We start from the raw sequence: 21,413 nt of genomic DNA, 5'->3' as shown, positions 1-21,413 counted from the left end.
AACCACTATCTGAATATCATAATCATTTATTGATTTTTTTTCAATATCCGCACAGAAAAAGTTCCAAGTAAGTTGAACTCACTTGGAACTTACTGACTTTTTACAAGTCTTCGCTTGGACCGTCTTCAAAGCTCTCATCTGGAACTTCTGTTTTTAACACTTGTGGATCCTCTTCTTCTAAATCTTCTTCCGTTTCATCTTCTTTTGGAACTTTCGCTACTGTGGCTACTTTTTCGTCTTCATCTAAACGAATTAGTTTAACGCCCATAGCGCTCCGTCCTGTTTGAGAAACGGTATCAACTTCAAAACGAATCAATACGCCGCTTACGGTCATAAGCATAATATCTTCTTCGCCAGTTACAGTTTTCATTGCCACTAACCGACCATTTTTCTCTGTAATAGAAACGGTTTTGACACCCATACCACCGCGATTACGTAGTGGATATTGCTCAGCTGCAGTTTGTTTCCCGTAACCATTTTCTGTTACAACAAGCACTTTTTCATCGTCTTCCAAAATTTCCATTCCAATAACTTCATCACCGGAACGAAGACGAATACCACGAACTCCGGCAGCCGTACGTCCCATTACACGAATATTATTTTCTGGGAAATAAATTGATTGACCATCTTTTGTTGCGATAATCATATTCTTTTGGCCATCTGTCATTTGAACAGAAATAAGTTCATCATTTTCACGAAGTTCAACAGCGCGAAGACCACTTTGACGAATTTTAGCAAATTGCGAAAGGGTCGTCCGTTTAACTACACCGTGTTTAGTCGTAAAGAATAGATAGCTATCATCTGTAAACTCGCTTAAATTAATAACCGCATTCACTTGCTCTTGGCTTTCAATTCCAAGTAAGTTAATGATTGGAATCCCTTTTGCCGTACGACCATATTCTGGAATTTCATAACCTTTCGCACGGTAAACTTTTCCTGTATTTGTAAAGAAAAGTAGCGTATCATGTGTGCTCGTCGCCACAAGATGTTCTACAAAATCATCTTCATGCGTAGACATACCTTGGACACCGCGCCCACCGCGCCGCTGACTGCGATACGTAGAAAGTGGCAAACGCTTGATATAGCCGCGTTTTGTTAAGGTCACAGCAACTTCTTCTTCTGGGATTAAATCCTCGTCTTCAATGCTGACAAGGTCACCTGTTAAGATTTCTGTGCGGCGTTTATCAGCATATTTCAATTTAATCTCTTCTAATTCTTCGCGAATAATTTCTAAAATACGTTCTTCATCAGCTAAAATCGCTTTTAATTCATTGATAAGTGCGATTAGATTTTGATATTCTTCTTCAATTTTTTCGCGTTCTAAACCAGTCAGGCGTTGCAAACGCATGTCTAAAATGGCTTGCGCTTGTTTATCAGAAAGACTAAATTGCGTCATTAAACCTTCTTTTGCCGCTTCAGTCGTTTTAGAACTACGAATGAGTTGAATAACTGCATCAATATTATCTAGCGCAATACGTAAACCTTCTAAAATGTGGGCGCGAGCTTCCGCTTTACGGAGTTCAAATTCCGTACGACGGCGAATAACGACCTTTTGATGTTCTAAATAGTAATACAAAATTTCTTTTAAATTTAAAACTTTAGGGTGGTTATCTACGAGCGCTAACATGTTAATGCCGAATGTTGTTTGTAAAGCTGTCATCTTATACAGATTATTAACGATAACACTTGCGCTAATATCGCGACGAACTTCAATAACAATTCGCATACCAGAACGGTCGGACTCGTCATTTAAATCTGTAATTCCGTCAATTTTCTTTTCACGCGCTAATTCCGCAATACGCTCAATCAAGCGGGCTTTATTCACTTGATACGGAAGTTCAGTAATAACAATTGTTTCTTTCCCGTTATTTTTCGTTTCAATATCTACGCGGGCACGAACGGTGATAGAACCGCGACCAGTTTCATAAGCGCGGCGAATACCACTGCGTCCCATAATCATACCAGCAGTAGGGAAGTCTGGTCCTGGAATATGTTCCATTAAATCACGAATTGTAATTTCTGGATCATGACTAAGCGCTAATACGCCGTCAATTACTTCACCAAGATGATGAGTCGGAATATTTGTTGCCATTCCAACCGCAATACCTGAGGAACCATTCACTAATAAGTTTGGGAAACGCGCAGGTAAAATGACTGGTTCTTTTTCAGAGCCATCATAATTATCGACGTAATCAATTGTGTCTTTATTAATATCTCTTAAAAGTTCCATTGAAATTTTGGACATACGTGCTTCTGTATAACGCATTGCCGCAGCCATATCACCATCGACAGATCCAAAGTTCCCGTGACCGTCTACAAGCATGTTACGATAGCTAAAATCTTGTGCCATACGAACCATTGTAAAGTACACAGCTGTATCACCATGCGGGTGATACTTACCAATTACTTCACCGACGATACGTGCCGATTTTTTATACGCTTTATCAGAAGTCATTCCTAAATCGTTCATCGCATATAAAATACGACGATGAACGGGTTTTAACCCGTCTCGAACATCAGGAAGTGCACGTGCCACGATAACACTCATCGCATAGTCGAGAAACGATGTTCGCATTTCTTTATTTAGATTCACTTCAGTTATTCTTTGATTCGGTGTTTCTGCCATTTTAAGCGAAACCTCCCTTTCCGTTTGTCAAGCTTATTCAAAATTATTTCCCGGGAAATAATTTAAATATCTAGATTTTTAACGTATTGTGCATTCTCTTCAATAAACTTACGTCTTGGTTCAACGCGGTCACCCATTAACATTTCAAACGTTTCATCAGCATCAATAGCATCATTAATGCTTACTTGTAGCAACGTCCGATTTTCTGGATTCATCGTTGTTTCCCATAATTGTTCAGGGTTCATTTCCCCAAGACCTTTATAACGCTGAATGCTGTATTTCTCGCCGTCTAAATCTGCCAAGTAGTCTTCTAGTTGTTTATCGGAATAAACATATTCCACTTGCTTCCCGTGCTTTATTTGGAAAAGAGGGGGTTGAGCGATATAAATGTAACCAGCATCAACAAGCGGGCGCATATAGCGGTAGAACAATGTGAGTAGAAGGGTACGAATGTGCGCACCATCTACGTCGGCATCGGTCATAATAATAAGTTTGTGATATCTCGATTTGGATACATCAAAATCACCGCCAAAACCAGTTCCCATCGCTGTAAAAATCGTTCGAATTTCTTCGTTAGCTAAAATTTTATCTAAACGCGCTTTTTCTACGTTTAAAATTTTCCCACGAATCGGTAAAATTGCTTGGAATAAACGATCACGACCTTGTTTTGCAGAACCGCCGGCAGAGTCACCCTCAACGATGTAAAGTTCGCTAATTTCCGGGTTTCTTGATGAGCAGTCGGCCAGTTTACCAGGCAAGCTTGAAATTTCAAGTCCACTCTTCTTACGCGCCACTTCACGAGCACGTTTAGCTGCTAGACGGGCGCGAGCGGCCATTACGCCTTTTTCAACCATTTTTTTACCCACATCAGGGTTTTCCATCATAAATTTGTTAAGTGCTTCTGAAAACAGTTTATCCGTAATCGAACGCGCTTCGGAGTTACCAAGTTTCGTCTTTGTTTGCCCTTCAAATTGTGGATCTGGATGTTTAACGGAAATAATTGCAGTAAGACCTTCGCGGACATCTTCACCAGACAGGTTTTCGTCGCTGTCTTTAAACAGCTTATTTCGTCTCGCATAATCGTTAATAACACGCGTTAATGCGGTTTTAAAGCCGGATTCGTGTGTTCCACCTTCATAGGTGTGAATGTTGTTCGCAAACGAAATAATCGAGCTTGAGAAGCCTGTATTGTACTGCATGGAAACTTCAACCATAATGCCATCACGTTCACCTTCAATGTAAATCGGTTCCTCGTGAATGACTTCTTTTGCGCGGTTTAAATGTTCCACGTAGGATTTAATTCCGCCTTCATAATGATATTCATTTTTCGTTTCATGTTCTGCACGTTTATCTTCAATGGAGATTTTTAAACCGCGATTTAAAAACGCTAATTCGCGCGTACGCGTACGAAGTGTTTCATAATCAAATTCAACAGTTTCAGTGAAAATTTCTGGGTCTGGTGTGAAGTGAACAATTGTTCCACGGTAATCGGTTTTCCCTTGATTTTCCATATCCATCACAACATTCCCACGTTCAAAACGCTGATAGAATTTTTCACCGTCACGATGAACGGAAACTTCTAAACTTGTCGAAAGGGCGTTGACGACTGATGCACCAACACCGTGCAAACCGCCGGAAACTTTATATCCGCCACCGCCGAATTTACCCCCAGCGTGAAGAACAGTGAAAATAACTTCTACCGTAGGACGGCCAACTTTTTCATTAATACCAGTTGGAATACCACGACCATTATCTTTTACTGTAATACTATTGTCGCTTTCAATCGTGATTTCAATTTCTGTACAAAATCCAGCGAGTGCCTCATCAATTGCGTTATCGACAATCTCCCAAACAAGGTGATGCAAACCGCGTTGACTTGTTGAACCGATATACATACCCGGACGCTTTCTAACCGCCTCTAAGCCTTCTAATACTTGAATTTGATCATCACTATAATCAGATGCATTTTCTTGTACATTTGAAATATTTTCTTCTGACATTTAAGTTCCACCGCACTTTCTTTATTTCTAAAATTATATCAACCTAGTAATCAGGATTTTTTAATGTGGCCATTTTCAACCATATACGTTGTAGCTTTCGTAAGTGTTTCATGATTAATTCCGCTGACACTCGTTGTCGTAACAAAAGTTTGAACTTTACCCGCAATCGCATTTAATAAGTGAGATTGCCTAAAATCATCAAGTTCACTTAAAACATCATCCAGCAGGAGTAAAGGGTATTCGTTTGTTTCTTCATGAATCAAATCAATTTCAGCGAGTTTAATCGATAGCGCCGTTGTTCTTTGCTGCCCTTGAGAGCCAAAAACCTGAACATTTTGCCCATTAACATAAAATAGAGAATCATCCCGATGTGGTCCAATAAGCGTTACACCTCGGTCGATTTCTCTCTGCCGAATCGTCTTCATTTTTTCGAGTAAAGCTGAGATGGAATCTCCTTCTTCAACTAGCGATACTGAAGGTTCATAACTAATTTTAAGCGTTTCAAGCCCCCGTGAAATATCATGATGAATGGGTGCCGCATAACTTTCGAGTTTTCGAATAAATGCATTACGCCGTTCAGTTAGGCGAACGGCCACTTCCGCAAATTGCTCTGTTAAAATATCCAACATGACCGCATCGTATTTTTTCTTCATTTGGGCGAGCTTTAAAAATTGATTGCGTTGCTGTAAAATCCGCTGATACACACTTAAATCGTGCAAATAAACGGGTTGCATCTGACCAATTTCCATATTTAAAAATCGACGTCTAACGCCTGGTGCACCTTTTACAAGTGATAAATCTTCTGGTGCAAACATGACCACGTTTAGGTTTCCTACATATTGGCTCAATTTTTTTTGTTCCAAATGATTAACCTTTGCTTTTTTACCTTTTTGGGAAATAGTGAGTTCGAGAGGGACGCTTTGACCGTGCTTCATGATGCGACCTTCAACTTTTGCTGCGTCAGAATCCCATTTAATAAAATCTTTATCGTTCGTTGTTCGATGTGATTTTGCTAACGCTAGAATTAAAATCGCTTCAAGCAAATTCGTTTTTCCTTGCGCATTTTCGCCAAGAAAAACATTAACAGATGGATCAAATTCGAGCATTAACTCTTCATAATTTCGAAAATTTCGTAAGACTATATTTTCTAAATGCATCTTTCTACACCATTACAGCGCCTGTTCAATTTTTACTTTTCCAGTTCCCGGAATAAGTACAACATCGCCATTTCTCAGCTTTCTCCCGCGTCTGTTATCCTGCTCACCATTGATATATATCGGATGTTCGCTTAAAAAAGCTTTTGCCATACCGCCTGTACTTACAACATCAAGCATTTGTAGCAGTTGCCCGAGTGTCACAAATTCACGATCGATTGTTATTACATTAGCCAAATTTTCACACCCAATCTTTTTTATCTCTACCTTTCTATTTTACTAAACTTTAGCCATAATTACAAAGTTTATTTTCATATAACTCAATTATGGCTTTTTTTACTATTTCTAGTGGGGGGATATTATTTTCTTAAAAACTAAAAAAAACGCCTTTCTGTGACGTTTTTTTAATTTTTCCTATTTTTTTCGAATAACAGCCTTTTTTTGCCAAGCACCTGACTTATAGCGCCAAAGTCCAAGCATTGTTGCCGTAACCCAAGCAACTGGAGTCGCCCACCATAATCCTTCATAGCCCATAACTTTAGAAAGTGCAAAACCAATAATAAGCCGTGAAACAAGTTCAAAAATCCCCATCATTAGAGGCACAAGTGCATCGCCAGTACCACGAAGCGTTTCACGTACAACAAACAAAATCCCCACAACAACATAAAACAAAGACACAATAAGCAAATAACTCACACCAATCTCAATCACTTCTTTTTCTTTTCCGTCTACAAAAAGAAGTAAAAACTGTTTCGCGAAAAGCTGCACAATGAGTGTGATAACTAAACTTGTTATGGTGACAACTTTAATACCCGACCAAAAACCTTTCTTTACGCGGTCCAGTTTGCCAGCTCCAACATTTTGTGCGGCAAATGTGGAAGAGGCAGCGCCGAAAGCAATGCCTGGTTGGTAGGTGAGGGAATCAATTCGGCTGGCAGCAGTATAGGCCGCAACAACTGTCGCTCCGAAGCCATTGATTAAACTTTGAATGGCCATATTCCCGATGGAGATGAAAGCCCCTTGAAGCCCTGAAGGCAAACCTATACGAATCATTTCCTGCAAAAGAGGTTTATGTATTTTAAAACGATCTCGCTGAATGCGCATGTAGGGAACATGTTTATAAGCGTAGTAAATGCAAAGTATCGCGGCAATAACTTGTGATAAAACAGTCGCCCAAGCTGCGCCTTGCACACCATAATCCATCCAAACAACAAAAACAAAATCGAGGAAGATGTTCATAAGTGACGAAAAAATAAGAAAGAGGAGTGGGGTAATTGAATTTCCAAGTGCACGTAAAATCGCCGAAACTCCGTTATATAAACTCATTGGCAAGATGCCGATGAACAAGGTAGTTAGAAAAGTATTAGCGTCATTCAATATATTTTCTGGCGTGCGCAGTAGAAGTAGTAATGGTTTCGCGAGTAGCACCCCCACAATGGTGAAGAAAACCCCCGCAACAACGACTGCGATAGAAGCCGTTGCAATGACATCTTTCAATTTATTGTAATCTTGAAACCCAAAATATTGCGCCACAACAACAGCAATTCCACTCATTAAACCGATGATGAGGGAAATCATAAAAAAATTGATAGCGCCGGTTGCACCAACTGCTGCGAGGGCGTCGACGCTAACAAATTTCCCTACAATTACCGCATCAATCATAATGTAGAGTTGCTGAACTAGATTGCCGAGTAGCATTGGCATGGCAAAATAAAAAATTAATTTTGTTGGATTTCCTTTAGTCATATCTTTCATCAAAACGTAAGCACCTCTTCAAAAAGAAAACCCACCAAATCAGGCGGGCTTTTAATTAATACGTACGAACAGGTGTAATAAGTTGTAAAATTTCATTTGGATTTTCTGCATCGCGAGGACGAAGGACGAATGGGCGCATTGTCCCAGCGAAGGAAATTTGAATATCATCACCTTCAAAAGCACGAAGCGCATCCATCATATATTTCCCATTAAACGAAATTTTTAATTCTTCACCTGTAAAACTGTGGCTAAATAGTTTTTCGGAAACATTTCCGACCTCTGGAGAGTTAGAAGAAATTTCAACTTGTCCATTTTCAAGTGTCGTCAATTTAATAACATTATTTCGATTTTCACGCGCCAGTAGGGAAGCACGATCAATTGCTTGTAAGAAAGCTTTCGCATTAATGACTAGCTCTGATTTTGTATCAGTTGGAATTAAGCGCGATGTATCTGGATAGCTTCCTTCCAAAAGACGAGAATAGAAAAGTAAGTCTTTTAATTTAAATAGAATTTGATTGTTTGCGAGAACCATTTCGATGGATTCCGTCGCATCATCTAAAATTTTATTTAATTCAGCTAAACTTTTTCCTGGTATAACAATGTTGTACTCCTCATTAATTTCGGCTTCAAGTGGAATTTCGCGTAACGCAAGTCGGTGGCTATCTGTTGCAACAGCCGTTAGCGTATTGTTTTTAATAATCCAATTGACACCAGTAAGTACAGGTCGCACTTCAATTGCGGAAACCGCAAAAACAGTTTGACGAATAATATTTTTAAGTACGTTGATTGGAATCCGAATTTTTTTACCATCTGAAACTTCTGGTAGTTTCGGATATTCGTAAACATCTAAGCCATTTAAAGTGAAAAAAGCTTGTCCAGAACGAATTGTCGTCTGATTATTTGTTGTGACTTCTATTTCAACATTTTCATCAGGTAAGCGTCGCACAATATCTCCAAAATATTTAGATTGTAAAACGATGCCTCCGAATGATTCTACTTCAACAACGACTTCATCATTTTCAATTAAGGGGATAAATGCCTCGATTGAAATGTCAGAATCGCTACCTGTTAAAGTAACACCTTCATCATTCACCATCATTTTTATCCCTGTTAAAATTGGAATTGTTGTCCGGGAAGAGATAGCACGTGTGACTTCATTTACAGCAAGAACTAGGCGGTCACGTTGAATAACAAATTTCATAAAAATCCCCCATCATCATTTTTTGTAAAACCTTTTAATTAATTAATAAAAAATCGTAGTAATAGTAATAGGCACTGTGGATTTGTGGATAAGTAAGAAAATGACTTCGTATAAAAAGTTTTCCACATGTTAATAAGTTGTGTATAAGTAAGTTCAAGTTTTCCACATGTCCACAATTCAATTAAACATTCTTACGTAAGTTTTTTTCAATTTCAGCGATATCATTTTTTAAAGCTGTATCACTTTTCAAGAGTTGTGTAATTTTTTCGTGAGCATGAATAACCGTTGTATGGTCACGCCCGCCGAATTCATCACCAATTTTTGGAAGTGAAGCGTCTGTAAGTTCACGGGATAGATACATCGCAATTTGTCTAGGAAAAGCAATACTTTTCGTTCGTTTTTTTGCTTTAAAATCTTCTAATTTAACATGGAAATATTCGCCAACTGCTTCTTGAATACTGCTAATCGTTATAACGGTCGATTTTGAGTTCGGAATAATGTCTTTCAAAGCTTCCGCAGCAAGGCCAGCAGTAATATCTTTATTGACTAAAGAGGAGTACGCGACTACACGAATGAGTGCACCTTCAAGTTCCCGAATATTGGAATCAATTTGGTTGGCAATATAAAGCATGACTTCATTTGGAATGTCAAGGCCATCTGCTTTTGCCTTTTTCCGTAAAATAGCAATCCGTGTTTCAAGATCCGGTGGAGTAATGTCTGTAATGAGTCCCCATTCAAAGCGAGAACGAAGTCGGTCCTCTAATGTTGGAATCTCTTTCGGCGGCCGATCACTGGAAATAATAATTTGTTTTTGTTCGTCATAAAGTGTATTGAAAGTATGAAAGAACTCTTCTTGTGTTCCTTCTTTACCAGCTAAAAATTGAATATCATCGATTAATAAAACGTCGACATTCCGATATTTTGTTCGAAATTCTTCGGTCTTATTATCCCTAATAGAACTAATAAATTCATTTGTAAATTTTTCGCTCGATAAATACATAACTTTGGCATTTTCTTTATGTTGCTGTACGTAATGACCTACGGCGTGCATTAAATGGGTTTTTCCAAGTCCTACGCCCCCGTAAATAAATAATGGATTATAGGCTTTTGCAGGCGCTTCGGCAACAGCAAGTGAAGCCGCATGAGCAAATCGATTTCCTGAGCCAATAACAAATGTATCAAAAACGTATCTAGGATTTAACATATGTTTGGCATTGTCTGGATCATTTTCATCCAACATAATTTGGTTAGGTGGGATGGGCTTATAATCAAAGTTTTCATCTTGTTCACCATCAATAAAACGAACTTCAAACAATGTTCCGGTTACTTCTTGCAAAATATTTGCGATAAATTGCGTATAACTTTTTTCTAGCCAATCCCGTACGAAATTATTAGGAGCTGAGATAATAAATGTATTATCTTCTAATGAATGTGCAGTCGTTGATTTCATCCATGTGTCGTAACTTGGTTTACTCATATTTTTTTGGACGATTTGTAGCACATCAGACCAAACATCTTCAATTGGTTGCAAAAAACTCCCCCCTCTTCTTTTTTTATTATTTATCCACAAGCTAGAAAAACAGTGGATAAAGATATCCCGGTACTGTTTAAAAAATATCCACAATGTAAAACGATACTGTGGATAAGTTTAGTTTTCCCCAATTATTTTACTCTTCAACACCTGATATATTATCAAAAAAATGCTTGAATAGCAAGGACTTTCAAAATTGCTCCCCAAACTTATCCACCTGTGAAAAAAAGTTGTCCACAGTATGTGTTATTGTGTATAACTTGTGAGTAGCCATCTGAATAAAATTTAAAATCAATTCAAATTATCCACAATAAAAATCGCAATATGTGGATAATTTTAAAAGAACGTTTAAGTTTATCCACATACTAAACAAAAAATATAAAGCTATGGTAGAATGAAAGTACAGTGTAAATTTGACAAAAAGGTTGTGTTCAAGCATGCATTTTCAGAGATTAATCAATAGTAAAGATTTAGAATTTTACCGAGTTGCTGAACAAAGTAATAGAGAAAAAGCGTTTGGTTATTTAGTCATTTATGATAAAAGGGAACCAGCTGTATTAAAAGATTTTACTGTTTTTTATAAAAGTAGCATTGAACCAAAAATATTTGAAGAAAGCCTTAAAAAAAATCATATTTATGTTCTTTTCTTCCATTTCACAGATATAGAAGACGTCGATGAGATGCCAAAATTTTCGAAAGTTATTCATTTTATAGAAGATTTATTGAAATTTAATGAGTCAAGCTATTATATGGATAATTATTTGATTCAAAAAAATTTATATTTTGAATGCCCACTAGAGTATGAAAAAATTGGTGAGTTTCTTCAATATTTAGAGGAAGTCTCCAAACGAAAAATTCCCTATTTTAAAACAGAGAGAAAAAAATATCTGAATTTATCGCAGTAAAGGGGTTTTTTTGATGTTTAAAATATGGTATGATTATGTGCGGAGTTTATCTAGCTCTATTGACAAATAAAGTTAATTTACGTACAATATTTAAGACTGTCTAATAGATTTAATTCGATTGGACCCATTTATGGGAGGTGTAACAAAGTGAAAAGAACATATCAACCAAGTAAACGTAAAAGAAAAAAAGTACATGGTTTCCGTACACGTATGAGTTCTAAAAACGGCCGTAGAGTTTTAGCAGCACGTCGTCGTAAAGGAAGAAAAGTATTATCTGCGTAGACCACTGAAAAGGCTCAGTGGTTTTTTTATTGGAAGGTTTAAAGTATTTTCTTATTTAGGTAGGACATTCCAAAGGAGTCTGTATGAAAAAAGAGTATCGGATCAAAAAAAATGATGATTTTCAGCTTGTTTTTAAGAAAGGGAAGTCATTTGCTAACCGGCAATTTGTCGTGTATAAATTAAAGAGAGAAGATTTACAACATTTTCGAATTGGTTTATCCGTTAGTAAAAAAATTGGAAACGCTGTCTGTCGAAATCGTATTAAACGTTACATACGACAAGCTTTTCATGAATTTGAGAACGAAATTGATTCGCAAAATGATTATATTATTATCGCCAGAAAACCGGCGGCCAACATGGATTTTCACGAAGTAAAGAGTAGTTTAGAGCACGTTTTAAAAATTGCTAAGGCGATGAAACGTTCTAAAAAGAGCTATTCAAAATGAGTGGGAATTTTAAAAAAGGCGGAATGGGAGGTAATACTTTTTGAAAAAGAAAAAGAACCTGAAGAAAAAACTGTTTATTACAAGTTTAGTCGTTTTACTTATGACAGTTCTTTCGGGGTGTGGGTATTCAACTGACCCAATTACAAAAGACTCTACAGGATTTTGGAGTCATTACATCGTTTATCCTCTATCTTGGGTGATTACTTGGTTTGCAGATTTATTCGGTGGCAATTACGCGATGGGAATTATTGTTGTTACAATCTTAATTCGTTTGCTCATTATGCCACTTATGATTAAACAAATTAAGAGTCAAAAAGAAATGATGAATGTTCAGCCAAAATTAAAAGAACTTCAAGCAAAATATGCATCAAAAGACAATGAAACGAAACAAAAACTGCAACAAGAAACAATGCGTTTATACCAAGAGCATAACATCAATCCAATGATGGGTTGTTTGCCACTCTTGATTCAAATGCCTATTCTAATCGGCTTTTATCAAGCAATTAGCCGAACTGCTGAAATTAAAACAGATACATTCTTATGGATGACGCTCGGAAGTCCAGATCCTTATTACATTTTACCAATTGTAGCAGCCCTAACAACATTTGCCTCATCTAAAATTTCAATGATGGGACAAACACAACAAAATAAATCAATGGCGATGATTATTTATATCATGCCAGTTATGATTTTATTCATGGGGATTACGCTACCATCAGCACTGGCTCTTTACTGGATTATCGGTAACGTATTCACCGTATTCCAAACACTTTTAATAAACAATCCTTTTAAAAATAAACGCGAACTAGAAGCGCGTGAAGCGGCAGAAGCAGAGGAAGCAAGACTTCAAAAGAAAGCTGCAAACATGAAAGCTTCGAAAAAAGGAGGTAAGAAAAGAAAGTGAGAGATATAACTGCGCAAGGACAAACTGTAGAAGAAGCTGTTCAAAATGCACTTAAAGAACTAAAACTTGAAAAAAATCAAGTTGATGTCGAGGTTATGGACGAAGGGAAAAAGGGTATTTTCGGATTAGGTTCACGTCTGGCTATGGTTAAAGTAATTGAAAAAGAAAACGGCACGCAAATCGCGACCGACTATATTTTGGATATTGCTGAAAAAATGGGTGCAAAAATCTCAATTGACGTGGAAGAAGAGGGAAAAGACATCAAAATCCAAATTTCTGGAGAAAACCTAGGCGTTTTAATTGGAAAACATGGTCAAACTTTAAACTCGCTTCAATATTTAACACAACTAATTGCTAACAAACAAACCGAACAATTTAAAAACATTATCATTAATGTTGGCGATTATCGTGAAAGACGTTATGAAACACTTTCTGGACTCGCTAAAAAAATGGGTGATAAAGCAATTAAAACACGGCGTGCAGTACATTTGGAACCAATGCCATCATTTGAACGCAAAATCATTCATGCTATTTTAAGCGAAAATACCAAAGTTGAAACACATTCGGAAGGGCGCGACCCGTACCGTTATATTGTAATTAAACCAGCAAAATCATGAAAAAGACTGATGACAAACAGCAATCTTCGTCGTTAAAGCCTCCGTTCCGCTCCTCACGTACTCAAGTACGCTCCGGTGCGGTACTCGGCTTTGCCTAGAATCTCACCATTTGTCATCAGTCTTTTGACGTTTAGAATAAATGTGGTAGTTTTTTAGTTAAAGTCGTGTGATGATGTGAGGGGATGGAGTGAATTTGCACGGTAGTGCCGTCAGTGATTGCGGCTGTAAGCAAATTTGCGTGAACACAGCCAGTATCGAGATGCACTTTGTTGTGGATTCGAAATGCATTCGCGCAGGCGACATGACCGAAAAAATGGAATGGAAGTTCTTCAGAAGCTTCTTTTTTCAAAAATAGCAGCTGATCCTGAATGGGCATATCGCGATTTAAATGGAAATTTCGCATTTTACGTAGCGATTTCTCGTCCATTTTGCCTAAATACTTATTTTTACAAGGCGCATGTGTGGCGATAAAACGCCCTTTTAATTCGTAAAAAGGCTTTGCATTTTTTACAAGCGCGTTAAATTTCGCAAGTAATTCTGCATCGGCCTTCAAAACGGGGATTGAGTCGAAATAGGTGTCGACAATTGTTTGATTGGCCCCTTTAATTTCCCCGCGAATATATTTGTAGACGAAACTTTCGTGGTTTCCGAGAACAAAATAAAAATACTTTTGATTTTCAAAGAGAAATTCGACCATCTGCCGCGTTTGTTTGCCCTTATCAATAAAATCCCCTAAAAAAATAAACGCCTGGTCATCAGGCGGGCAAGCCGCAACCCGGTCAGATTCATCAAATTGGAATCCAAAGTCTTCCAGCATGGTTTTTAGCTCCGCTACACATTCATGCGTATCTCCAATAATGTGATACGTTTTATTTTCTGGCAGCAAACAGGTCGCGTACGCCTCGTAATTGCTTGAAATCGTCAAATTCTCACGATAATCCACACGGTGAACCTTGGCGTCACTGAAATGGTGGAACGCCGATTTCGAATCCCCAAAGTCAAAAATTTCAATCGAATATCGATTCTTCAGCGCATGTCGCTTCAAATAATCCAAAAACTCATCCGCCAAGTGCGGCACGCTAACAAAAACATACTCCGTATTTGCCGGATACTGAATCGCTTCCAACAACTTTTGGTCAAAATCACCCGCGTTTTGTTCCAAATGCACAAATTTGGGTGGTACCTCGCAATCCAAAATCAACTGTGGCAAAATGATTTTCTCTAAAAACACTTCTTTCCCTAAGCGATTTAAACCTACTAAAAGAAAAAAAGTATGAATTGACGTTTTAATTTCCATAACAACCCGTCCTTAATGTTTCACGTGAAACAATCATTAATTTTAGTATAGCATAAATATAAAAACCCATTTTCTAACGAGTAGAAAACAGGCTTCAAAATGGTCCCGACTGGTCTCGAACCAGCGACCCCCACCATGTCAAGGTGATACTCTCCCAACTGAGCTACAGGACCGTATAAACCAATGATACGAATTTTAACAGCAGAAGTCAATAACAAAAAAGCCAACACCTTTATTTTGGTTAAAACAAAGTGTTGGCTTGCTAAATTTAATCGCTTATTTTAATGTCACCAGAAGAGGTGACCGCGTTTATTTCGCTAGATGCATTTTTCGAGTTGTTTGGCATTTTAATGTCACCAGAATCTGAGCGCACATTGTAAATGGCTTTAATTCCCTCTGGCAACGTTACATTTACCTCGCCCGAATTGGAATCTACAGTGACCGTTTTTGGTTCCTGATTGAAGGCTAGTTCAATATCGCCGGAGCTCGTTTTGGCCGAAGCGCTTGCCCCGAGTCCATCTAATTCAATTGAGCCAGAAGAACTGGTTGAGTGAACTTTTCCGTCTAACTGGCTGCCTTCAATATCACCTGAATTTGTTTCAAGCGAAATTTGTTTCGCACTGAAGTTATCAGCAGAAATGCTACCCGAATTGCTCACCAATTTGATGGCGCTGCCTGTTACATTTTCGGCATCAATATCGCCTGAGGTCGTTTCAGTCGTTAAATCGCCATCAATTCGCGCGGCTTCGATTTCCCCGGAAGAAGCTTTCACATTTGTGTCACCAGTGAGGTCAACTAAGCGGGTGTCGCCAGAGTCATTGTTTACGCTGATTTGGTCAGCATTTGTGCGTTCAAGCTGAATTTCACCAGAAGAAGCGCTCACTTTAAGCGTCTGCAAGCTGCCGTCAGAAACCATCATATCCGACGAATTTCCTTCTACAACAAGTTCTTTAAGAGCTTGTTCTTTGTTTAAATAAATCGTAATTTCTTGTTTGCCATATATATTTATCTTCATAAAGTCAACAAACGGTTCTTTGTTTTTAACTTCAAGGTTAAGCGTGGTGCCGTCATTTTGCACCTCTGTCGTTTTAATTTGTTCGATTTCACTTTTTGTGTAGTGACCAGATACTTCTACATAATTTTTGCCATTTTGACTTTCCTTAAAAATAATATTACTGTCGTGTTCCATATTTAATGTAATATTTTCAACCTTGTCATCTGTCAGTGTAAATGTTTTGTTATAAGCTTCGCCTTTTTCAATCACGTTGCCATTAAATGTGAAAGCAAAGCCAATTCCGCCGATGATAAGTAAAGCTAAGCCGGCAAAGAAGACGCGCCAAGTCCATTTTGTATTTCTCATTTTAACGTCCTCCTTTCAGCGTGTAAGTATGCCAAGAAATGACTAGAACACTTAGTTTTTTAACAAGGTTTGTAAACCAAAGAATAACTGGTAATAGCATTAAGCCTAGGCCGGTCATGGCAATGCTTGCAAAGCCTTGATACATTTCGAGTGTTTGTCCAAACATGAGGGAAACGAGTAGTAACACTGGTGATAAAACGAGCGTACCGACTAAAATCCAAAGTGAAATGACAAAACTCCAAATTGAAATGCCGATGGGAATTAAAAGAATTAAATCTAGGAAGATAAGACCGATGAGCAAAATGACTCTTAAGCCTGGTGTGCGTTCTTTTGTGGTCGGCTTTCTTGGAACGTAGTATGTTTCTGGCGGAGTCATAGGGTCTTGAAGTAGTTCTTCGCGTTGTGTGAAGATGTCTTCGGCGATTGATTTTGGCGTGCCGAGGCTTAGGACGATTTCTTCTTCGCTTTTGCCTTCTGCTTCGCCACTTCTAAAGTGTTCGCGGTAATCTTCGAGTAACTCTTCGCGATCAGCTGGATTTAGTGAGGCTAGTCGTTCTTCTAATTCGGTTAAAAATAGTTCTTTATTCATCTCGCACTCCCTCCTTTTCCATTAATTTTGTGACGCTGTTTGTAAAGTTACTCCATTCAAAAATTAATTCATTCAAGTAAATTTCACCCTTTAATGTTAATTGATAATATTTTCGTGAGGGTCCTTCGGTGGACTCTTTCAAATAAGTGGTACAATATTCATCTTTTACAAGTCGTCGTAATACCGGATAAATGGCACCTTCTGCGACTTCAATGTATATGGAAACTTGTTGCGCGAGTTCATAACCGTAGCGGTCCTTGGAACGAATCAAATACAAACAACATAATTCTAGGACGCCTTTCTTAAACTGCGGATTGACTTCCATAAAAAGCCCTCCATTCTTTGCTATATTTATTTTCTCAGTACTGATTATTATTCACTACCCGAATATAGTATACCACTAACTACTGTTCAATGCAAGGTACTAAAATGGAATTGATAGTTTTACTTGGAATTCTAGACATACTTCCTTAAAATAAATCAGACCGAACAAAGTAACTACTTTGTTCGGTCTGATTTAAATCTCTTTAATGGATTCTCTTATAATCATATTGGTGGAGATGATGGTCTCTTTTGGAATGTTTTGTTCTCCTTTTAATATTTGAAAGAGAAGTTTTGTAGCACTTTGTCCCAGACGATTGATGGGAATGTCAATGGATGTTAGTGGGGGGGACAAAAAGGTTGATGCAACTTTGTCGTTGTAGCCGATGACGGATAAATCTTCTGGAATTTTGTATCCGTGATCAGCCGCCATTTTGTAAATGCTCATGACTTTGATATCATCGGTTGCGAAAACGGCGGTTGGTTTATCGTCGCTTGACATTAATTGTACAGCGGCTTTGTAGCTATCTTCAATTTGATAACCGCTATCAATAATCCAGCTTGCACGAATATCTAGTTGATGGTCGAATAGACAGTTTCTGAAGCCGGCTAGGCGGTCAACGGAAACGTGGTAGTCGAGTGGGGCATGGATACAGGCGATTTTTTTATGACCGTTTTGGATAAGAAACTTGGTTAGGGCGTAGCTGTCGCCAAAATTGTCGGTATCGACGGAGTAAATATTTCGGTAAGCGCCTTCAACTTTCCCCGTAACAACGATAGGAATATTATACGCGTCAATTTTATCAAAAAAGGTTTCGTCTGCGGGTGAACTAAGCATGATAATGCCTTTTATCATCTTTTCTTGGATTTTTGTAAGGCATTTCTGGAGCTCATCTTTACTATTTTTGGCTGTTTGCAAAATTAAATCAAAATTTTCCCGTTCTGCTTCTACTGAAATCGAATGAATGATTTCTGAAAAATATGGATTTCCTGATGTTGTTTTCGTGGAGCGATTTGAAATGACCATGATGGCATCAAAACCTGAGGAAGTTAGTGCGCGTGCTAGTTTACTAGGCTGATAATCTAATTCTTTAATGGCGCGGAGCACTTTTTCGCGTGCTTCTTCGGAAATATTCGTTTGTTTGTTGAGTACACGTGAGACCGTTGATTTCGATACACCGGCATGTTTCGCAATATCGTATATCGTGGCAGCCAATTCCATCTTCCTTTCTATTTATGGTATCGGTTTTATGAAAAAAGATTCTAAATGTATCTTACTCAATTTTAATGGAATTGTCCAACACGGCAGAATAGAATACGATATACCAAAGCTTTTCGTAAAAAAATTTAAAAATAAATTGACAGAAAGCGCTTTCTATTTTATAATTCATTTTATGGGAGCGGTACCACGAAAAGGAGGTTATCATGGCAAAATTACAAGAAATTTTGGCGCGCATTTATGATGCAGATGTTGTCCCGAAGCTTGCGGATAGAATTGAAGCGCGTATTTTAGAAACAAAAAAGAAAGCGCTTTATAGTAAAGCGGAGTGGGACGAAAAGGATATTGTTTTAATTACATACGGGGATCAAATTTTCAAGGAGGACGAGGCGAAGCTGGCAACATTTAAGACGTTTTTTGATAAATATTTGAAAAATTCGTTTGAACTGGTGCACATATTGCCGTTTTATCCTTATTCTTCAGATGATGGCTTTTCGGTTATTGATTATAAAAAAGTGAATCCGGAGCTTGGCGATTGGCAGGAAATTCAGGCGCTCGCGGACGAAACGCGACTGATGTTCGACTTCGTGTGCAATCATATTTCAAAGGAAAGCAATTGGTTTAAGGGATATTTGGCGGGAAATCCGGAGTATGAGGCGTTTTTCATTGATTTGCCAGCGGATACAGATTTAAGTCAGGTGACTAGACCGAGAGCGACACCACTTTTAACTCCTTTTTTGAAAAAAGATGGGTCTAAAGTGAATATTTGGACCACTTTTAGCGACGATCAAATTGATTTGAACTTTGAAAATCCAGAAGTGCTTTACAAAATGGTGGACGTCTTGCTGTCTTACTTGGAAGAAGGGGCATCTTATGTGCGGCTTGATGCGGTAGGATTTATGTGGAAGGAGCCGGGGACGACTTCAATTCATTTACCGAAAACGCATGAAATCATTAAATTGTTCCGTTTAATTGCGGATACGGCAAAACCAGGTACGGTTTTAATTACGGAAACAAATGTGCCACACCGCGATAATATTAGTTATTTTGGAAATAACGATGAAGCCCAAATGGTTTATCAATTTCCGTTGCCGCCACTGGTGCTCCATGCGGTTAAAAGCGGGCAGGCGTCAGTGCTTTCGGCATGGGCAAGCGAGATTGAAACGCCGTTTAAACAAACAACGTACTTTAACTTTCTTGCTTCACATGATGGCATTGGTTTAAATCCGATTCGCGGTATTGTACCAGAGGAAGAGATTTTGGCGCTTGTGAAATTGCTTGAAGATGAGGGGGCGCTTGTTTCTTATAAAGAAAATCCGGACGGGTCGAAAAGTCCTTATGAGGTGAACGTGACGTATATGGATGCGCTTAATCATATAAATGATGCGGACGATTTGCGTTTGAAGCGCTTTTTGGTGGCGCACAGCATCTTACTTGCGATTCCAGGCGTGCCGGCGATTTATGTGCAAAGTGTGCTTGGTAGTCGTAATGATTATGATGGCGTAGAGAAAACGAAACATAACCGTTCGATTAATCGTAAAAAATATCATTATGATGAAATTACGTCTGAACTGGCGGATTCGGAAAGTTTACGCCATAAAACGTATGATGCGCTAACAAAACTCGTGACGCTACGCAAAAATGAGCCTTTATTCCACCCAGACGTTACGATGGAAGTTTTAGATGGCGGCGAAGAATTGTTTGCTTTAAAACGTGTGAATGCAACGGGTGAAATGATAGTCATTCATAATTTAGCTAATAAAACGGTACATTTTGATTTAGAGGAAGGGAATTACACCGATATTATTTCGGGTAAATCGTATCGTGGGAGGGGTACCTTAGAATTAGAACCATATGCATTTTACTGGTTAAAACCAAATGAGGAGGAAAAATCATGAAAAGAAAAAGCTTAGTTTTACTTGTTGTTGTGCTTGTTTTGGGCGCGTTACTGACGGCTTGCGGAGGTGGGTCTAAAGCGAGTGATGAGAAGGTTACAATTGAATTTATGCACTCTTCGGTGGAAAAAGATCGCCTAGATGTCATCAACAAATTGATTGCCGATTTTGAAAAAGAACATAAAAACATTAAAGTGAAGCAAATTCCGGTTGAGGAAGATGCGTATAACACAAAAGTGGTGACGCTCGCGCGTTCTGGCAAGCTTCCGGCTGTCATGGAAGTAAGTCAAGATTTCGCGAAAGTTATGGATAAGGATAAATTGATTGACCAAGATGCGGTTAAAAATGTGATGGAAACAGTTGGGGAAGATAGCTACTACGAGGGAGCTCGCAACTTAGTTCGTTCTGAGGACGGCAAAAGCTATATTGCGGCACCAATTAGTGGCTGGGTACAAGGCATTTGGTACGACAAAAAGGCTCTTTCAGACGCTGGTTTTTCGGAACCAAAAAGCTGGGACGATGTTTTGAAAATTGCAGAACACTTTACGGATGCGAAAAATAAAAAGTATGGGATTGCAATGCCAACAGCAGAAAGTACAATGAGTGAGCAAGCCTTCTCTCAGTTTGCTCTTTCTAACAAAGCGAATGTTTTAAATGCTGACGGCGATATTACAATCGATACGAAGCCGATGAATGAGGCGCTCTCTTACTATAAAGAGCTTTCGCAGTACACGATGCCAGGCTCGAACGATGTTACGGAAATTAAAGATGCTTTTATGAATAAAACGACGCCAATGGCGATTTACTCAACTTATATTCTGCCCGCTGTGTTTGAAGACGGCGACGCGAGCAACATCGGTTTTGCGATTCCAGAACAAAAAGAAAAAGCTGTTTATGGTACGGTTTCAGGTTTAACGATTTCGGCAGGGCTTGATGAGGCGCAAAAAGAAGCGGCAAGTACGTTTGTTGAATTCTTATCGGAACCGAAAAATATGGCGTCTTGGGTACTGATGTCACCAGGCGGTGCGCAACCGGTTAATAAGGACGTTTTAAAAGAAGACGCGTACAAAAATAATGAAGTCGTTCAAGCATTTGGCGACCTTTCGAATGAAATTGCAGCTTCGTTTGACGAAATCCAAGTTTTCGGACTTGTTGACGGTAAAAACTTCACGAAGATGGGGGATATTACGAGCTCGGGCATCATCGCTCAAATGGTTAACAATGTAACCGTTGGCGGCGGCAGTCCTTCGAAGGATTTAAAAGAGGCGCAAGCTAAAGCTGAATCAAATGCATCAGGGAAATAAAAAAGGA

The 21,413-nt window shown here is 38.6% G+C and carries 19 protein-coding genes and 1 tRNA gene; 7 read left to right on the top strand and 13 right to left on the bottom strand.

The window, feature by feature from the left end:
• Positions 1–100: 100 nt before the first annotated feature.
• The 7 genes from gyrA to dnaA form a co-directional block, all read right to left on the bottom strand.
• On the bottom strand, positions 101–2,626 hold the full coding sequence (gene gyrA, locus BN1609_RS08755) for a DNA gyrase subunit A (RefSeq protein ID WP_088816001.1): 2,526 nt from the start codon (positions 2,624–2,626) through the stop codon (positions 101–103).
• Between the two features lie 62 nt (positions 2,627–2,688).
• Positions 2,689–4,626, bottom strand: a complete 1,938-nt coding sequence (gene gyrB / locus BN1609_RS08750; RefSeq protein ID WP_088810115.1) for a DNA topoisomerase (ATP-hydrolyzing) subunit B — start codon at positions 4,624–4,626, stop codon at positions 2,689–2,691.
• A gap of 50 nt (positions 4,627–4,676) precedes the next feature.
• Positions 4,677–5,783 (bottom strand): DNA replication/repair protein RecF, encoded by a 1,107-nt coding sequence (recF, locus tag BN1609_RS08745; protein WP_088840765.1) that lies wholly within the window; start codon positions 5,781–5,783, stop codon positions 4,677–4,679.
• 12 nt (positions 5,784–5,795) lie between these two features.
• Positions 5,796–5,960, bottom strand: a complete 165-nt coding sequence (locus BN1609_RS08740) for an RNA-binding S4 domain-containing protein (RefSeq protein ID WP_369821470.1) — start codon at positions 5,958–5,960, stop codon at positions 5,796–5,798.
• 234 nt (positions 5,961–6,194) lie between these two features.
• The gene (locus BN1609_RS08735) at positions 6,195–7,538 is read right to left on the bottom strand and encodes an MATE family efflux transporter (protein WP_088840764.1); all 1,344 of its coding nucleotides are present in this window, start codon (positions 7,536–7,538) and stop codon (positions 6,195–6,197) included.
• A 52-nt stretch (positions 7,539–7,590) separates the two neighbouring features.
• Positions 7,591–8,736 (bottom strand): DNA polymerase III subunit beta, encoded by a 1,146-nt coding sequence (dnaN, locus tag BN1609_RS08730; protein ID WP_088810111.1) that lies wholly within the window; start codon positions 8,734–8,736, stop codon positions 7,591–7,593.
• Between the two features lie 181 nt (positions 8,737–8,917).
• A complete protein-coding gene (gene dnaA, locus BN1609_RS08725) occupies positions 8,918–10,267 on the bottom strand; it encodes a chromosomal replication initiator protein DnaA (protein WP_088810110.1) in 1,350 nt (449 codons plus the stop codon).
• A gap of 437 nt (positions 10,268–10,704) precedes the next feature.
• Here dnaA and BN1609_RS08720 point away from each other — a divergent pair, with 437 nt between their 5' ends.
• From BN1609_RS08720 to jag, 5 genes are all read left to right on the top strand, one after another.
• Positions 10,705–11,172 carry a hypothetical protein gene (locus BN1609_RS08720; protein WP_088810109.1) on the top strand — a complete coding sequence of 156 codons (468 nt, stop codon included), beginning with the start codon at positions 10,705–10,707 and terminating at the stop codon, positions 11,170–11,172.
• A 147-nt stretch (positions 11,173–11,319) separates the two neighbouring features.
• Positions 11,320–11,454, top strand: coding sequence for a 50S ribosomal protein L34 (gene rpmH, locus BN1609_RS08715; RefSeq protein WP_007548627.1), 135 nt, complete (start codon positions 11,320–11,322; stop codon positions 11,452–11,454).
• 83 nt (positions 11,455–11,537) lie between these two features.
• Positions 11,538–11,900, top strand: a complete 363-nt coding sequence (rnpA, locus tag BN1609_RS08710) for a ribonuclease P protein component (RefSeq protein WP_088810108.1) — start codon at positions 11,538–11,540, stop codon at positions 11,898–11,900.
• A 40-nt stretch (positions 11,901–11,940) separates the two neighbouring features.
• Entirely contained in the window at positions 11,941–12,804 is an 864-nt protein-coding gene (gene yidC, locus BN1609_RS08705) for a membrane protein insertase YidC (RefSeq protein ID WP_088810107.1), read from the top strand.
• Positions 12,801–13,421 (top strand): RNA-binding cell elongation regulator Jag/EloR, encoded by a 621-nt coding sequence (gene jag, locus BN1609_RS08700; RefSeq protein ID WP_088810106.1) that lies wholly within the window; start codon positions 12,801–12,803, stop codon positions 13,419–13,421. Before yidC ends, jag begins: the two co-directional genes overlap by 4 nt.
• A gap of 130 nt (positions 13,422–13,551) precedes the next feature.
• Here the strand turns inward: jag and BN1609_RS08695 are convergent, their stop codons facing one another.
• From BN1609_RS08695 to BN1609_RS08670, 6 genes are all read right to left on the bottom strand, one after another.
• Positions 13,552–14,718 (bottom strand): metallophosphoesterase, encoded by a 1,167-nt coding sequence (locus tag BN1609_RS08695; protein WP_088840763.1) that lies wholly within the window; start codon positions 14,716–14,718, stop codon positions 13,552–13,554.
• Positions 14,719–14,818: 100 nt separating this feature from the next.
• Positions 14,819–14,891 (bottom strand) — tRNA-Val (locus tag BN1609_RS08690).
• Positions 14,892–14,986: 95 nt separating this feature from the next.
• Positions 14,987–16,078 (bottom strand): DUF4097 family beta strand repeat-containing protein, encoded by a 1,092-nt coding sequence (locus tag BN1609_RS08685; RefSeq protein ID WP_088840762.1) that lies wholly within the window; start codon positions 16,076–16,078, stop codon positions 14,987–14,989.
• 1 nt (position 16,079) lies between these two features.
• On the bottom strand, positions 16,080–16,667 hold the full coding sequence (locus BN1609_RS08680) for an HAAS domain-containing protein (RefSeq protein ID WP_088810103.1): 588 nt from the start codon (positions 16,665–16,667) through the stop codon (positions 16,080–16,082).
• Positions 16,660–16,992, bottom strand: coding sequence for a PadR family transcriptional regulator (locus BN1609_RS08675; RefSeq protein ID WP_088810102.1), 333 nt, complete (start codon positions 16,990–16,992; stop codon positions 16,660–16,662). Before BN1609_RS08675 ends, BN1609_RS08680 begins: the two co-directional genes overlap by 8 nt.
• A gap of 192 nt (positions 16,993–17,184) precedes the next feature.
• Positions 17,185–18,204, bottom strand: coding sequence for a LacI family DNA-binding transcriptional regulator (locus tag BN1609_RS08670; RefSeq protein ID WP_088810101.1), 1,020 nt, complete (start codon positions 18,202–18,204; stop codon positions 17,185–17,187).
• Between the two features lie 209 nt (positions 18,205–18,413).
• Here BN1609_RS08670 and BN1609_RS08660 point away from each other — a divergent pair, with 209 nt between their 5' ends.
• On the top strand, positions 18,414–20,105 hold the full coding sequence (locus BN1609_RS08660; RefSeq protein WP_088840761.1) for an alpha-amylase family glycosyl hydrolase: 1,692 nt from the start codon (positions 18,414–18,416) through the stop codon (positions 20,103–20,105).
• Positions 20,102–21,406 (top strand): ABC transporter substrate-binding protein, encoded by a 1,305-nt coding sequence (locus BN1609_RS08655; protein ID WP_088840760.1) that lies wholly within the window; start codon positions 20,102–20,104, stop codon positions 21,404–21,406. The genes BN1609_RS08660 and BN1609_RS08655 overlap by 4 nt, the downstream gene beginning before the upstream one ends.
• Positions 21,407–21,413: the final 7 nt, after the last annotated feature.

It is taken from the genome of Listeria sp. ILCC797, assembly GCF_900186185.1.
GTDB lineage: Bacteria > Bacillota > Bacilli > Lactobacillales > Listeriaceae > Listeria > Listeria goaensis.
Note: the sequence above shows the minus strand (reverse complement) of the source record. Positions and strands in the feature narration are given on the sequence as shown.